This window comes from Paenibacillus sp. S33, from assembly GCF_053615415.1.
The window spans coordinates 4,670,275-4,685,603 of the sequence record NZ_JBSIEZ010000001.1 but is presented as its reverse complement, the minus strand read 5'-3'; the positions used below and the strand labels follow the sequence as shown (position 1 = coordinate 4,685,603).

At 49.0% G+C, this 15,329-nt stretch carries 17 protein-coding genes; 13 read left to right on the top strand and 4 right to left on the bottom strand.

Translation table 11 applies throughout. From position 1 onward, the window contains the following. The first annotated feature begins 5 nt into the window (after positions 1–5). From ACWGXJ_RS21435 to ACWGXJ_RS21375, 13 genes are all read left to right on the top strand, one after another. Positions 6–401, top strand: coding sequence for a cytidine deaminase (locus ACWGXJ_RS21435; RefSeq protein ID WP_023990384.1), 396 nt, complete (start codon positions 6–8; stop codon positions 399–401). Positions 402–476: 75 nt separating this feature from the next. Beyond that, a complete protein-coding gene (locus ACWGXJ_RS21430) occupies positions 477–1,655 on the top strand; it encodes a NupC/NupG family nucleoside CNT transporter (protein WP_235306383.1) in 1,179 nt (392 codons plus the stop codon). A 29-nt stretch (positions 1,656–1,684) separates the two neighbouring features. After that, positions 1,685–2,869: a phosphopentomutase gene (gene deoB / locus ACWGXJ_RS21425; RefSeq protein ID WP_190298005.1), complete on the top strand. Its 1,185-nt coding sequence runs from the start codon at positions 1,685–1,687 to the stop codon at positions 2,867–2,869. Positions 2,870–2,957: 88 nt separating this feature from the next. Further along, positions 2,958–3,665 carry a purine-nucleoside phosphorylase gene (deoD, locus tag ACWGXJ_RS21420; protein WP_013312036.1) on the top strand — a complete coding sequence of 236 codons (708 nt, stop codon included), beginning with the start codon at positions 2,958–2,960 and terminating at the stop codon, positions 3,663–3,665. 32 nt (positions 3,666–3,697) lie between these two features. Beyond that, positions 3,698–4,999: a pyrimidine-nucleoside phosphorylase gene (locus tag ACWGXJ_RS21415; protein ID WP_452567566.1), complete on the top strand. Its 1,302-nt coding sequence runs from the start codon at positions 3,698–3,700 to the stop codon at positions 4,997–4,999. A 135-nt stretch (positions 5,000–5,134) separates the two neighbouring features. After that, entirely contained in the window at positions 5,135–5,419 is a 285-nt protein-coding gene (locus ACWGXJ_RS21410) for a hypothetical protein (RefSeq protein ID WP_452567565.1), read from the top strand. Continuing rightward, positions 5,404–5,724: a leucine-rich repeat domain-containing protein gene (locus ACWGXJ_RS21405; RefSeq protein ID WP_452567564.1), complete on the top strand. Its 321-nt coding sequence runs from the start codon at positions 5,404–5,406 to the stop codon at positions 5,722–5,724. The genes ACWGXJ_RS21410 and ACWGXJ_RS21405 overlap by 16 nt, the downstream gene beginning before the upstream one ends. Positions 5,725–5,751: 27 nt before the next feature. Next, a complete protein-coding gene (locus ACWGXJ_RS21400; protein WP_452567563.1) occupies positions 5,752–6,246 on the top strand; it encodes a hypothetical protein in 495 nt (164 codons plus the stop codon). A 116-nt stretch (positions 6,247–6,362) separates the two neighbouring features. Next, positions 6,363–7,046 (top strand): hypothetical protein, encoded by a 684-nt coding sequence (locus ACWGXJ_RS21395; protein ID WP_452567562.1) that lies wholly within the window; start codon positions 6,363–6,365, stop codon positions 7,044–7,046. Positions 7,047–7,408: 362 nt separating this feature from the next. Then, a complete protein-coding gene (locus ACWGXJ_RS21390) occupies positions 7,409–8,473 on the top strand; it encodes a sulfate ABC transporter substrate-binding protein (RefSeq protein WP_235306377.1) in 1,065 nt (354 codons plus the stop codon). A gap of 78 nt (positions 8,474–8,551) precedes the next feature. Beyond that, complete coding sequence (gene cysT / locus ACWGXJ_RS21385) at positions 8,552–9,385, top strand: sulfate ABC transporter permease subunit CysT (protein ID WP_235306376.1); 834 nt, start codon at positions 8,552–8,554, stop codon at positions 9,383–9,385. A gap of 92 nt (positions 9,386–9,477) precedes the next feature. Then, entirely contained in the window at positions 9,478–10,353 is an 876-nt protein-coding gene (cysW, locus tag ACWGXJ_RS21380) for a sulfate ABC transporter permease subunit CysW (protein WP_452567561.1), read from the top strand. Positions 10,354–10,515: 162 nt separating this feature from the next. After that, complete coding sequence (locus tag ACWGXJ_RS21375; RefSeq protein ID WP_452567560.1) at positions 10,516–11,646, top strand: aminotransferase class V-fold PLP-dependent enzyme; 1,131 nt, start codon at positions 10,516–10,518, stop codon at positions 11,644–11,646. Between the two features lie 87 nt (positions 11,647–11,733). Here ACWGXJ_RS21375 and phnE (ACWGXJ_RS21370) read toward each other — a convergent pair whose 3' ends face one another. From phnE (ACWGXJ_RS21370) to ACWGXJ_RS21355, 4 genes are all read right to left on the bottom strand, one after another. Next, positions 11,734–12,531 carry a phosphonate ABC transporter, permease protein PhnE gene (gene phnE, locus ACWGXJ_RS21370; RefSeq protein WP_446675594.1) on the bottom strand — a complete coding sequence of 266 codons (798 nt, stop codon included), beginning with the start codon at positions 12,529–12,531 and terminating at the stop codon, positions 11,734–11,736. Continuing rightward, the gene (phnE, locus tag ACWGXJ_RS21365; protein WP_322161381.1) at positions 12,528–13,382 is read right to left on the bottom strand and encodes a phosphonate ABC transporter, permease protein PhnE; all 855 of its coding nucleotides are present in this window, start codon (positions 13,380–13,382) and stop codon (positions 12,528–12,530) included. The genes phnE (ACWGXJ_RS21370) and phnE (ACWGXJ_RS21365) overlap by 4 nt, the downstream gene beginning before the upstream one ends. Then, complete coding sequence (gene phnC / locus ACWGXJ_RS21360; RefSeq protein WP_039273947.1) at positions 13,379–14,149, bottom strand: phosphonate ABC transporter ATP-binding protein; 771 nt, start codon at positions 14,147–14,149, stop codon at positions 13,379–13,381. The genes phnE (ACWGXJ_RS21365) and phnC overlap by 4 nt, the downstream gene beginning before the upstream one ends. A 133-nt stretch (positions 14,150–14,282) precedes the next feature. Continuing rightward, positions 14,283–15,251 carry a phosphate/phosphite/phosphonate ABC transporter substrate-binding protein gene (locus tag ACWGXJ_RS21355; protein ID WP_025722520.1) on the bottom strand — a complete coding sequence of 323 codons (969 nt, stop codon included), beginning with the start codon at positions 15,249–15,251 and terminating at the stop codon, positions 14,283–14,285. Positions 15,252–15,329: the final 78 nt, after the last annotated feature.

The following is a 15,329-nucleotide window of genomic DNA, read 5'->3' as shown; positions in this document are numbered from 1 at the left end:
TCGCGATGAAGGATCAATTGATTCAGAAAGCGCTTGAGGCGCGTAAACAGGCATATGTTCCGTATTCGAATTTTCAGGTGGGTGCTGCGGTTCTTGGAAGCGATGGCACGATTTATCACGGATGTAATGTGGAAAATGCCTCCTACGGCTTATGCAATTGTGCAGAGCGGACAGCGATTTTTAAAATGGTATCCGAGGGCTGCCGTCAAATTGATTCGATTGCGATAGTAGCTGATACGGAAGGGCCTGTGTCTCCATGTGGGGCCTGTCGTCAGGTTATTTCCGAATTTGCTCATCAAGATACCAAAATTTATCTGACAAACCTTCATGGCAACACGGAAGAGTGGACGGTGGATCAATTACTGCCGGGTGCTTTTAGACCTGCGGATCTGGGAAAATAAAAAAAAGAATGCCTCTTTGGAGCGCATTCTTTTTATAGGGAATGTAAGCGCTTAATGTAATGAGGGGGAAATTAAATGAAATATGTAATCGCTCTGGTGGGACTGCTCGTTGTATTTGCACTTACTTACGTTGCCAGCAGTGACAAGCGTAAAATCAGGTATCGTCCGCTGATAGTTATGGTTGTTCTGCAAGCAGCGCTTGCTTTCGTATTACTGCATACAGGAATTGGCGAATTTTTGGTCAAAGGCTTTGCAGAAGGTTTTAATAGTCTTTTGGCATATGCAACTGAAGGGATTAACTTCGTTTTTGGCGGAATTGCGAATGAAGGAGCAGCACCGTTCTTTATCGGTGTACTGCTGCCAATCGTGTTCATATCCGCACTGATTGGCATTTTGCAATATGTAAAAGTGTTACCTTTTATTATTAAATATATCGGGCTTGTCTTGAGCAAAGTAAACGGAATGGGTAAACTGGAATCCTACAACGCTGTAGCTTCGGCTATCTTGGGTCAATCTGAGGTGTTTATTTCCGTTAAGAAGCAAATTGGTCTGCTGCCAAAACATCGGTTATATACGCTGTGTGCGTCTGCGATGTCTACGGTGTCCATGTCGATTGTGGGAGCTTACATGCAAATGTTAAATCCCAAATATGTGGTCACAGCTTTGGTATTGAACCTGTTCGGCGGCTTTATTATCGCTTCCATTATTAATCCGTACAAGATTGAGAAGGAAGACGATTTACTGGAGGTTCAGGAGGAAGAGAAGCAGTCCTTCTTCGAAATGCTCGGGGAATATATTATGGACGGTTTCAAGGTTGCTATTACGGTAGCTGCAATGCTGATCGGTTTTGTGGCGCTGATTGCCATGGTTAACGGGATTTTCTCCTGGTTGTTTGGAATCAGCTTTCAGGCGTTGCTTGGATATGTGTTTGCGCCTTTCGCTTTTGTCATGGGTATTCCGTGGAACGAAGCCGTTCAGGCGGGCAGCATTATGGCTACCAAACTCGTATCCAACGAATTCGTGGCCATGCTGGATCTGACCAAGCAAACAGGCTTGTCGGAGCGCACGGTCGGGATCGTATCGGTATTCCTCGTATCCTTTGCTAACTTCTCATCCATCGGTATCATTTCCGGGGCGGTGAAGGGGTTGCATGAAAAACAGGGAAATGTGGTGGCCCGCTTTGGTCTGAAGCTGTTGTACGGAGCAACGCTGGTTAGCGTGCTGTCGGCAACGATTGCAGGGTTGTTTTTGTAAAAAAAACAGCGAGTCAGGAAAGGATTTTTATGATGTCTAAATTCAAACGGATTCACTTGGTGGTTATGGACTCGGTTGGTATCGGCGAAGCGCCGGATGCTGCCCAGTTTGATGATTACGATGTAGATACGCTCGGTCATATTGCCCGCGAACGCGGTGGCCTGAAGATGCCGAATATGGGTAAGCTCGGTCTGTCCAATATTCGTTCCATAGAAGGAGTGGCAGCGGCCGACAAGCCGCTCGCGTATTACACTAAGATGCAGGAAGCGTCCAATGGTAAGGATACGATGACGGGCCATTGGGAAATCATGGGCTTGAACATTGCGGTTCCTTTCCGTGTATTTCCTGATGGGTTCCCGGATGAGCTGATTCAACGCATTGAGGAGCACACAGGTCGCAAAGTTATTGGCAATAAGCCTGCTAGCGGAACGGAAATCATTGATGAACTGGGCGAAGAACACGTGAAAACTGGAGCGCTCATCATCTATACCTCGGCGGACTCTGTGCTGCAAATTGCGGCGCACGAGGAAGTTGTACCTTTGAAGGAGCTCTATGAGATTTGCGAGTTCTGCCGTAAAATCACGCTGGAAGATCCGTACATGCTGGGTCGCATTATTGCACGTCCGTTCGTAGGCGAGGCAGGGAACTTCTCCCGTACCTCCAATCGACATGATTATGCGCTCAAGCCGTTTGGTCGCACCACCATGAACGAGCTGAAGGATGCAGGTCTGGATGTGATCGCCTTGGGTAAAATCTCTGACATTTATGACGGTGAGGGTGTGACGAAGGCGGTGCGTACGGTGTCCAATATGGACGGCATGGATAAGCTGGTGGCTACGCTCGATGAGAATTTCACCGGATTAAGCTTTCTGAATTTGGTGGACTTTGACGCTGTATACGGTCACCGTCGTGATCCGCAGGGATATGGTCAAGCTTTGGACGATTACGATGCGCGTTTGCCAGAGGTTTTTGCCAAAATGACCGATGACGATCTGCTGATCATCACTGCAGATCATGGGAATGACCCGACGTATCGTGGAACGGATCACACCCGCGAATATGTACCTTTGCTGGCATATTCCCCGCGTTTTACAGCTGGGGGCAAGGAGCTTGCGGTTCGTAAAACCTTTGCTGATATTGGAGCGACTGTAGCGGATAACTTTGGTGTAAAACTGCCTGAACACGGAACGAGCTTTTTGGCAGAGCTTCAGTAATCAAAGACCAGCAAGAGTAAGCAAGATTACTAGTAACGATATAAATAACGATACAAGCATGGACAATTGGGACGGAGGAATAAAAAATATGAGTGTACACATTGGAGCTAAACCCGGAGAAATTGCAGAAACGATTTTGCTGCCAGGAGACCCGCTACGGGCAAAATTTATTGCTGAAACGTATCTGGAGGACGTGACCTGCTACAACGAGGTACGCGGAATGCTCGGATTCACGGGGACGTACCAAGGCAAACGCCTATCTGTGCAGGGAACCGGGATGGGGCTGCCTTCCATCAGTATTTATGTCAACGAACTGATTAGCGAATACGGTGTGAAAAACCTGTTCCGCGTAGGTACATGTGGCGGAATGAAGGAGCATGTGCACGTTCGTGACGTCATTTTGGCACAAGCATCCTGTACGGATTCAGGTATGAACCGCCATATCTTTGGCGGCTACGACTACTCGCCGATTGCCAGCTTCGATCTATTGAAGGGCGCTTATGATCGTGGTGTTGCCAAAGGTCTGAACATGCATGTCGGTAATGTATTCAGCTCAGACAGCTTCTACCGTGATGACAAATCAGTGGTACAAAAGCTGATGGAATACGGCGTGCTGGGCGTAGAGATGGAAACTTCGGCTTTATACACGTTGGCAGCCAAGTTTGGCGTAAACGCACTGACGATTCTGACGGTAAGCGATCATTTGCTGACGGGGGAAGAAACGACCGCAGAAGAACGGCAAACAACCTTTAAAGAAATGATGGAAGTTGCACTGGATACAGCAGTATCTCTGTAAACGATCATACGCACAGTGAGGAGAAATGACATATGAGAATGGTAGACTTGATTGAGAAAAAACGTGACGGAAAAGAACTGAGTACGGAGGAAATTAATTTTATTATCCAAGGCTACACTCAGGGTGAAATTCCCGATTATCAAGTCAGTGCATTGGCGATGTCCATTTTCTTCAAAGATATGACTGAACGCGAACGCGCTGATCTGACGATGGCGATGGTTCATTCGGGTGATACCATTGATCTGTCCGCGATTGAAGGTGTAAAGGTCGATAAGCATTCCACTGGCGGTGTGGGTGATACAACAACGCTTGTACTGGCTCCACTCGTAGCGGCCTTGGACATTCCGGTAGCCAAAATGTCAGGCCGCGGCCTCGGACATACCGGAGGAACAATCGACAAGTTGGAGGCTATTGCAGGCTTCCACGTCGAAATCAGCAAGGACGAATTTGTGGATTTGGTGAATCGCAGCAAAATTGCGGTCATCGGACAAAGCGGTAACCTGACACCTGCGGACAAAAAGCTGTATGCCTTGCGTGATGTTACGGCGACAGTCAACTCGATCCCGCTGATTGCCAGCTCGATTATGAGTAAGAAAATCGCTGCCGGCTCCGATGCCATTGTGCTTGATGTAAAAACAGGTGCAGGCGCATTTATGAAAACCGTAGATGATGCCAAAGCACTGGCACATGCCATGGTGAGCATCGGTAACAATGTGGGTCGCAAAACGATGGCAGTCATTTCCGATATGAGTCAACCGCTGGGTCTGGCCATCGGTAACTCACTGGAAGTAAAAGAAGCGATTGATACGCTGCGCGGCGAAGGACCGAAAGATCTGGAAGAGCTGTGTATGGCTTTGGGCAGTCAGATGGTATTTTTAGCAGGGAAGGCAGAATCCCTTGAAAACGCCAAAGAGAAGCTCAGAGAAGTCATTCGCAATGGCAAAGCACTGGAGAAATTCAAAGAGTTTATTGCCAATCAGGGCGGTGACGCTTCTGTGGTGGATCATCCTGAACGCTTGCCACAAGCACAGTATCTTATTGAGGTGCCTGCGAAGCAGGATGGTGTGGTAGCTGAAATCGTGGCTGACGAAATCGGTACCGCAGCGATGTTGCTTGGAGCAGGACGTGCGACCAAAGAATCCGAGATTGATCTGGCTGTCGGCTTGATGCTGAACAAAAAGGTCGGGGATGCTGTTCAAAAAGGCGATTCGCTAGTTACTATCCATGCGAACCGTGAAGATGTAGCCCAAGTGCTGGAGAAAATCTACGCGAACATCCGTATTGCGGATCATGCGGAAGCACCAGTGCTGATCTATGGAACAGTGACAGAGTAAGCGGTAAGCCCTATTCAAAAAGTCGTATTGGGTGTCTTTGATCAAGTTTGAAAAATATGACAGCTGGACTCATAATAGATATGAGTCCGGCTTTTTTTATTGTAAGAGCGAAGGGCAGCACAGAGGGGGAGAGACATGTTCAGATTATACAGCGATGTTCGGGGAGCAGCCTATGAAAGACTGATTGATTATGCTATGGAACGGGCAGACACGTTTATGCTAGGCATACATAAATGGGCGACAGAGGATGAGAATGGAGTGATCGACCAGGATACTCTGTTCAAGGAATTACTACAGCAATTGAATCCTTTTTTACTGTCCACACACTCATATGAGGAAATTAGGGGCATGCACTCCATTCCCTACACACTGCTATTCGGCATCAACCGGATCGAGTGGAGCTTATGTCGTTTGGCTTGAGGGAGATACCGAAACGGATTAGAGAACTGCATTCTCTGAAGCATCTGACCATTTTCGAGCAGGATATACGAACACTACCGCATGCTTTGTTCGAATTGGAATCGTTGGAGTCACTGACGATACAAGTAGCGGATTTGGAAGAGCTACCGGCTGATATTGCCAAGCTGACCCGGCTCAAAAGCCTGAGGATCAGCTGTGGATGCTATGATCGCCCGGCACCCGACTTTATATATAAAATGACTTGGCTTGATCGCTTCCTTATAGAAGATAAGCCGTTCCATCTGTGCAATCACGGTGACGACTGAAGATAGATAAGAAGAGGAGGAAATCAAATGGTGGAGAAATGGGTTTGGATGGGGGTTGCAGGGGCAATTGTGGGTTATGCCACTTTTGCTAATATGAGCGTTCCTACATCAACTATTACAGAAGTAAATCAGAGTCATTCGACTGTTCCGCTTAGTATGCAGAGTAAGCAAGGAAGTGCAGCGAAACGCGTTGTACATGACCAGGAGATGCAATTTGGAGGACAAGGACAAACGAGCTTTAGATTTGAAGAGGGGCACAAGTTGTACATCAGTATCAAGAATACAGGAAAGCAACCCGTACAATACAAGCTCAATAGTGCGAATGGATTAGACTTGCAAGGGTCAACGAGCGGGTTTTCCAGCCAAACGTTGCAGCCGGGAGAACGCCACGATCTGCTGTTTGTAAAGCCAGAGGGGCAGGATGAAGCTGCAAATGACTCCTTGAAAGAGATGATTTTGAAAGTAAGTACGGACGATGGATCGCAAGGAAACGTTAAAACCTTCGCATATATTACACTGTAAGCCCCTTCCAGAAAGGGTGCGACATGCGGTCATTAGTCTACTTATGTTACAATAGAACGGTTGAAGACTTAATGAACAGAATAGGTCAGAGCAGAAAGCAGAAAGGATGACCCGTTGTGCCCAAAAACCATGAATTCGGTAATCAAAAGATGTCACGGAGGCTGTCACTCACAGCCATTTTACTTACACTTACTTTTGTAGCACTTACTGGCTGTGGTCAGGATAAGAATGCTGAAACCATTGATACTGGAAGCAGTACAAGCGTGATCGAGAACGGAGCCGGTGGTAATCGTAGCGGTTCAGCCCAAAGTGACAAAGCAGCGAAAGAGAGTGAGAGTGCAGAAAACAGCGGTACGGATGCACAAAAGTCAGCTCCTTCGGCTCCAGCTGCTTCAACGGATACATCTTCTTCTCCGGCAGTCTCCAATCCATCGCAAAATCCATTTGAGGTAGCAGGTATTCAAGATCCTAAAGCGTTTTTGAAGACGTTCAAAGCGCTGCAGAAGGCAGTTGCCGACAATGACAAGGAGAAAGTGGCCGATTATATTTTGTACCCTCTGCGTGTTAATGATAGTGAAAAGTCGCTAACGATTCCGAATAAGAAAGATTTTATGGCCAAGTATGATCAGATTTTTACGGACGCAATTCGCGAGGCGCTGGTGAATCAAAAGACAGATGATTTGTTTGTTAATTATCAGGGAGTCATGGTGGGTTCCGGTGAACTGTGGTTGAGAAGAGCTACGGACAATCCGAAGCTTTTTGGAGTCTTTTCGATTAATCTTGAAACGGTTGCCAACTAAGTCGTACTCCGTGTGTAAATGACCTCTAAACGGTCGGAAACATATATCATGTTTCTGACTGCCCCCCTTTAAAGAAAGAAAAGTACAGATGATACATACCAAAAAAAGGTTTGACATCACTCCTAAACTCTCGTATTATATCCATATAACTCATTAAACAGGTAGGAATTAAAGAATTAAAGAATTAAAGTATGATCTCGCCATTTTGGCGGAGAACCTCTAGGAACAGCAGGCAGACACTGTCCACGCGACAGGTTTGACCTATCAGAGCTGCATCAGGGAATTCTCCGCTCTTTTTTTGATTATGTCTGTAAATAACAGGCGTAAATGAATACAAATTACATAGAATGCGGGGTGTCTTGATGAAAAGGCAATGGAAAAGTGGACTTATTCTCGGACTATCTTTGGTTTTAACGATTATGCTGAGCGCTTGCGGGGCAAGCAAGGGAGGGACGCAGGCGGATGGTAGTTCTGCTGCCGGTTCCAAGGAAGTGGAGTTGCTCAATGTTTCTTATGATCCGACCCGTGAGCTGTATGAGGCATATAATAAAGCGTTTGCCGCCCATTGGGAGAAGGAAAAAGGACAGAAGGTTACGATCAAGCAATCTCATGGAGGATCTGGCAAGCAAAGTCGTTCTGTGCAGGACGGGCTGGATGCGGACGTGGTAACTCTGGCCCTGGGCTACGATATTGATGCGCTACAGGAAAAAGGATTTGTTAAAGAGGGGTGGCAAAGTAAATATGAGCATAACAGCGCCCCGTACACTTCAACCATCGTGTTACTGGTGCGCAAAGGGAACCCGAAAGGGATCAAGGACTGGGACGATTTAATCCGTGGCGATGTGCAAGTTATTACACCGAATCCTAAAACTTCGGGCGGGGCACGTTGGAACTATCTTGCAGCCTGGGCCTATGCGCTCAAGAAGAACAATAACGATGAAACTAAAGCCCAGCAGTTTGTACAGGACCTGTATAAGCATGTGCCCGTACTGGATAGCGGAGCACGTGGAGCGACAACGACTTTTGTAGAGCGTGGAATTGGCGATGTGCTGATTGCATGGGAAAATGAAGCATTGCTCTCCGTGAAGGAGCTGGGTGCGGATAAATTCGATATCGTATATCCATCGATCAGTATATTGGCTGAACCTCCGGTAGCAGTAGTCGATAAGGTGGTAGATAAAAAAGGTACACGCGAGGTGGCGGACGCGTACCTGAAATATTTGTACAGTGAAGAAGGGCAGACCATTGCTGCCGAAAATTATTATCGTCCAACACTGGAGAGTGTGACGGCAAAGTTCAAGGATCAATTTCCTAATTTGGAGCTCGTAACCTTGAAGGATGTATTCGGGACATGGAAGGAGACGCAGCAGAAGCATTTCAGCGACAAAGGCATTTTTGACCAGATTTATGTACCCGGCAGTTCATAAAATAGGTGGACTGTGTAGGCGATTGATCGGTAGCCGCGAGTGTCATAGTGAATGGATTCAGAGAGGGATGAACAGAACATGAGTCAAGTGCAAGCCACCCGAAAACGCGTACTTCCCGGGTTCGGGTTAACAATGGGTTATAGTGTGCTGTATCTCAGTCTGGTGGTGCTGGTGCCTTTATCGGCACTGCTTCTGAATTCAACTGGACTGACGTGGGAAAAATTTTGGGACGTGGCGACTGATGTCAGGGTGCTGGCTTCCTACAAGGTAAGCTTTTTGTGTGCCGCGGCTGCGGCGCTGATCGACCTGTTTCTCGGTTTATTGATAGCCTGGGTGCTGGTGCGTTATGAGTTTCCAGGGAAACGAATTTTTGATGCGGTGATTGATCTGCCCTTTGCTTTGCCTACTGCCGTAGCGGGGGTTGCTTTGACTGCTCTGTATGCGCAGAACGGCTGGATCGGTTCATTGTTTGAACCGCTTGGATGGAGGCTGGCATACTCACAGACGGGAATTACGCTAGCATTGATGTTTATTGGCATTCCGTTCGTCGTACGGACAGTGCAGCCGGTTTTGGAGGAGCTGGATAAGGATGAGGAGGAGGTCGCTGCTACGCTGGGAGCTGGCAGATGGCGTATCTTCTGCAGCGTTATTGTGCCGGAGCTGGTGCCACCGCTGCTGACGGGTTTTGCGCTCGCCTTTGCCCGTGGTATTGGCGAGTACGGTTCTGTCGTCTTCATCTCTGGCAATATGCCGATGAAAACGGAAATTGCTCCATTGCTCATCATGTCCAAGCTGGAGCAAAATGACTATGCAGGAGCTACGGCGGTAGCGTTGATGCTGTTGGTGATTTCATTCGTGCTGTTACTCGTGATTAACAGCATTCAGCGCTGGTCACGGCGCCGTGCAGTTTAACGTAACTGCCTAAACGCAACTGTCTAATGTAATTATCTAACGTTAACATGCAGGGCTGCGCATGATACCCGCATTCTAAGGAGGGATACACCATGTCACAAGCAATAACTGGGCAGGAGATTGCTTCTGCACCAGTGCCTTCATCCGCACCGCCCAACAGGGTCACGACCGAGGCCACTTGGGTGAAGTGGACGCTGATTGGTGCTGCTTTTTTAGCTTTGCTCTGGGTGCTGGTATTGCCGCTAATCGTCGTGCTTACCGAAGCGCTCAAGCAAGGATGGGGCGTCTACGTCGAAGCGTTACGGGACCCAGATGCCATGTCTGCATTGCGGTTGACGCTGCTGGTGGCGGCGATAACAGTACCGCTGAATACGGTATTTGGTGTAGCTGCCGCTTGGCTGATCACGAAATTTCAATTTCGCGGCAAAGGCTTGCTGGTCACCTTGATTGATTTACCTTTTGCCATCTCTCCTGTCGTCGGAGGGCTGATGTATGTATTAGTGTTCGGCGCACAGGGCTGGCTTGGACCGTGGTTGGACGAGCATGATATTAAAATTATATTTGCTCTGCCTGGTATTATTTTAGCGACGCTGTTCATCACCTTTCCATTTGTGGCGCGAGAACTCATTCCAATGATGGAAGATCAGGGACAGCAGGAGGAAGAAGCGGCAGTCACGCTGGGCGCGCGCGGCTGGCGCATTTTCTGGAAAGTGACGCTGCCGAATATCAAGTGGGGTCTGCTGTATGGCATCATTTTGTGTAATGCGCGAGCCATGGGTGAGTTCGGTGCAGTGTCCGTCGTCTCTGGACATATCCGGGGAGAGACGAATACACTGCCGCTGCATGTAGAAATTTTGTATAACGAATATCAGTTCTCGGCATCTTTTGCGGTGGCCTCGTTGTTATTGTTACTAGCTCTGGCTACTTTGGTGCTTAAAAGCTGGTTTGGACGCAAACGCGTGCATTAATTTATGATTTTGTATATGATTCCTCAGGGCCTCTCTTTGCGTCTATCGTCTGTTAACGGCGAGAAGATGGGAAGAGAGGCCCTTGTTCTAAGGTGGCTTATATGGATAATAAAATGATCATATCAAGGCACGTTAGTGTGCCCAGGAGGAGCGAAGGGAAAAATGAAACATCCGTTTCAGTCCTACCGTCAGCTGTTTCCAGTGCTGTCCTCACATATCCATGTAGGGAGCTGTTCCCAGGGGGCCGTATCAAGGCCAGTTTCCGCTGCCATTGAGGAATATCATCGAAGTTTGCTGCAACACGGTCATAACGGCGATCTGTCTATGGCACGTTTGGAGGAGGCTAGAGGGCATTTTGCCAAGCTCATTGGGGCGGAGCCTGACGAAATTGCGGTCCTGTCCTCAGCCTCTGAGGCGATTGCCGGGGTGGCCACAGCCCTTCCTTATGTACCGGGAAAAGAAGGCATTATGTATGCGGACACCGACTTTCCGACGGTGGGACACATCTGGCAGGCACAGGAGATGTTCCGGAATCACATCTGCTGTATTCCCTCCATCGAGGGAGAAGTGACGATAGAGCAGTATGAGGAGCATGTTACGCAGAAAACTGCACTCGTTATGGTGTCACAAGTGAACTATACCAACGGATTTCAGCAGGATTTAAAATCCATTGCCGATATAGCCCACCGAAATCAGGCGTTGCTATTTGTGGATGCTTATCAGTCTGCAGGGATCGTTCCAGTGGATGTAAAGGCAATGGGCGTAGATATTTTGGTCGCGGGAGCACGCAAATATATGCTTGGAATTCCGGGCGTGGCTTTTCTTTATGTAAGCAAGGACCGAATAGACCGCTTCAAGCCCCGTCTTACAGGCTGGCTTGGGCAGGAGCCCGCTTCCCGGTTTGATATTGCTCACCCGGTTCCGGCGGCGGGAGCCCGACGCTTTGAGACGGGATTGCCTTCTTTCATTAGCATTTTTGCCGCCAATGCGGCCTTAAAGCTGCTGCTGGAGATTGGAGTCACGAGTATTCAGGCCTATATGAGTGAGTTGTTGGATTTTTCCGTTGAATATGGACGGCGCAAAGGGTTACACATACGTGTACCTTACAGGGGAGGCACATTACCAAGCCTGCTCGCTGTTGAAGTAGCCGACGTGTCGGCTGTGGAAAGGAATTTGAGAAGCCAAAATATGATCGTTTCAGCACGAAAGGATGTTATCCGTGTGGCTCCGCATTTTTACAATACGGCTGAGGAAGTCCGACGAGTCATAGATGAATTGGCAGGGCGATGTTGAACGAACGGCAAAAGCCTCTTCCGAGTGAATGGGAGTATAACATCCCTTTTTACACAGGAGAGGCTTTTTGGACGTTTAGAATTCTAATTATACGATCCGTTTGCGCAGCCAGCCGGAAATCAGATCCGTCAAAATGATCAGGACCACAATGCCGAGCAAGATAACGCCTACACGGTTCCAGTTGCGCATTTGGAGTGCAAACAGTAGCGGAGTACCGATACCACCTGCACCGACCAGACCGAGCGTGGTAGCAGAACGGATATTAATTTCAAAACGGTAAAGCGAATACGAAAGAAACTGTGGAATCACCTGCGGTAGCACGGCGAAGAAAATCACCTGCCAACGGTTGGCACCGCACGCGATCAAAGCCTCTTGGGGCCCGTGATCGACACTTTCGATCGTTTCCGAGAAAAGCTTCGCCAGCATGCCGATGGAGTGAATGCCGAGGGCAAGCACACCCGCAAACGAGCCGGGGCCAACGGCTTTGATAAACAAGATGGCGACGATCATTTCTGGAAAAACCCGGATGACACTAAGCACAAATTTCCCGCTACCCGATAAGGGACGTAGACGGGTCATATTGCTGGACGCCCAAAAGGCGAACGGAAGGCAGACAAATGCGGACACGAAGGTTCCGAGCACTGAAATGACCAGCGTATCCAGCAACCCGCGCAGCAAATCCTCTCCCTCAGGGATGTAGACGAACGACCAGTCGGGATGAAGGAAGCCGTCCAATATAGCGATAGAGACACTTTTGGCCGTTCCCTGTAATCCTTCAAACTGCATCCCGCGAAAAGCCCAAATATAAATGATGATTAGCAGAATAGCTATCGCCCATAGGCGTAGGCGGGAGCCAATAGGTCTGCGAAGCGTAGGATCATTCATAATAATTTCCTCCGTAGCAGGTTACTGCCGTAATCAATCGCAAGGACGATGACGAGGGTCAGTAGAATAATGATGCTTGCCCGATCATATCGGAACAGCCCCAGAGAACGGTCAAGCAACAGACCGATACCGCCAGCCCCGACCAGGCCCAGAACGGAAGCCGCGCGCACATTAACCTCAAAGGTATACAGTAAGTACGACACAAAATAAGGAAGAGCCTGCGGAACCACACCAAAGGCGATGACTTGAATGCGGCTCGCGCCAACAGCGGTCATGGCTTCCAGCGGCCCGGGATCAATGGCTTCAATCGCCTCAAAGGTCAGCTTGGCTATGATGCCAAAGGAGAAGAAGAGCAGGGCGAGCATCCCTGCAAACGGCCCGATGCCGAACACCGCCACAAAGATTGAGGCAAACAGCAAATCAGGAATTGTCCGTACTAGGTTCAGGATCGTGCGCATTGGCAGCGAAATCAGTTTGCGCGGCATCACATTATAGGCACACAGCAACGCGACAGGGATCGCCAATATGGCTCCCAGTGTCGTGCCAACAATGGCGATCTGGATCGTTTCCAGCATCGGTTTCCAGATGGTAGGCAGATAGCTCCAGTCGGGTGGAAACATTTCGCCCAACAATTTGCCCATCTCCGGCAAGCCGACGATCAACTGGTAAGGTGTGGCATCCGTATGAATGGAGCAGGCTACCAGCACCACGATAAAAATCATCCAGGTGGCATAACGCTTGTAACGTCCTGGCAAAGGTGGCCCTGCGGGCGGCTTGCTTGGCTGCGGCGGTCCAGCATGCGGTGACGGTTGCGTCGAAGAGAGCGGCTGGGCAGTAGAGCCGGGCTTCATGATCCCACTCCCAGCAGCTCATCATGCTTGATGGCTCGGCCGTAGATCTCCGCAAAGGCCTCATCCGTAGCTTCCTCCGGTGTGCCGTCAAAGACCACTTCCCCGGCGCGCAATCCGATGATCCGCGTTGCATATTCGCGCGCGAGATCAATGAAATGCAGATTGACGATGGTCGTAATCTGCATTTCACGGTTGATGCGCTGGAGGTCATCCATGACCTGGCGGGTGGTCAGCGGGTCCAGCGATGCGACAGGCTCGTCCGCCAGAATGATTTTAGCCTCCTGCGCCAGGGCGCGGGCGATGGATACGCGCTGCTGTTGGCCACCGGACAGTTCATCTGCCCGGCTGTAAGCTTTTTCGCGGATGTTCACGCGCTCCAGCGCTGTTAGTGCCAGTTCGATATCCTCCTTCGGGAAGAGACCGAGAATGGTCCGCAGCGTCGAATGATAGCCGACGCGGCCGGAAAGTACATTGCGGAGCACTGTCGAACGCTTAACCAAATTGAAGCTTTGAAAGATCATGCCGATATCACGGCGAATGCGCCGCAACTCGCTGCTTCCAGCAGACGTGACGGACCTGCCACCCACGACAATGTCGCCGGACGTAATGTCATGCAGTCGGTTAATGGAACGCAGCAGGGTAGACTTACCCGCACCGGATAAGCCGACAATGACGACCATTTCTCCCTCCTGAATCGTCAAATTAATATGGTTCAACCCTTTGGTGCCGTTCGGGTATGTTTTCGATACGTTACGGAATTCGATCATATGCTCCCAACTTTCTCCCCCGATGGGGTGGAATGAAAACAACACCGCCATGAATACATGGACGGTGCTGCCCTGTCATTCGTAAAGCCTGTTTCGTAGCTGTTACTTCATTACAGTATCTTGTTTGCTCCGATTACTTAACAGCTTGGCCAACGGCTTCAGCGTATTCACGCACGGAGTCGAAGTTTTTATCGTCGCCCTTTTCATAACCTACATGGGTGTAAATTTCTTTAATGATCTCGCCGCCTGCAGGGTCTTTGGCAATGTCAATAAAGGCTTGGCTGATCTTGTCTCTCCACGCTTGATCCATATCAGAACGTACGCTGACGGTGTCATTTGGAATTTTAGCTGTGTAATGAATGACGCGAGTTTTTTCAAATACATCCGGGATTTCCTTCTTCACCGTGTTACGTGCATCCTGGAAAACAGCTACCGCATCAACTTGACCGTTCAGCAACGCCAGAATAGCAGCATCGTGGCCTTTGATTGTCACACCCTGCACATCCGTGTCCGGGTCCACGCCAGCTTTTTTCAGCTCTGCTGCAGGGTACACGTAGCCTGCGGAGGAGGTTACATTTTGCCAGCCAACCTTCTTGCCTTTCAGATCAGCTAGACTTTGAATCGGAGAATCCTTTTTCACCACGATCATTGCTTTATAAAAGTTTACTTTTTCAGTCGTGTCCTTGCCTGTAGCATCTTCAATGCCGTAGCGTTGAGCTTGCAACAGCAAATCGGCTGCTTTACGGTTATCGTGGGCCAGTACATAAGCATTCGGCGGAAGGAATCCTACATCTACCTGCTTGGAAGACATGGCTTCCACAATTGTATTGTAGTCAGGAGATACCGTTACTTTCACCGGGATTCCAAGCTTGTCACCGAGTAGATTTTCGAGCGGTTTGGCTTTGGCTTCGAGCGTATCTGCATTTTGAGAAGGAACGAACTGTACCTTTAACTCCTTAGGAACATAGGCTGTGCTTTCGTTTTTAGAGCCATCTGTACCCGGAGTGGACGCGCTGTTGTTATTGCTTGCATTGGAGCCACAAGCGGCTAGGCCCGCTGCCAGTGTGAAGGTCATGCACAAGGTCAGTGCTTTTTTGAACAAAATAATTTCCCCCTAAACATCGTAATAACGAAAATAAAATTAAAAACCTGTAAATGCTGTGACAAACCAAATCTTAAC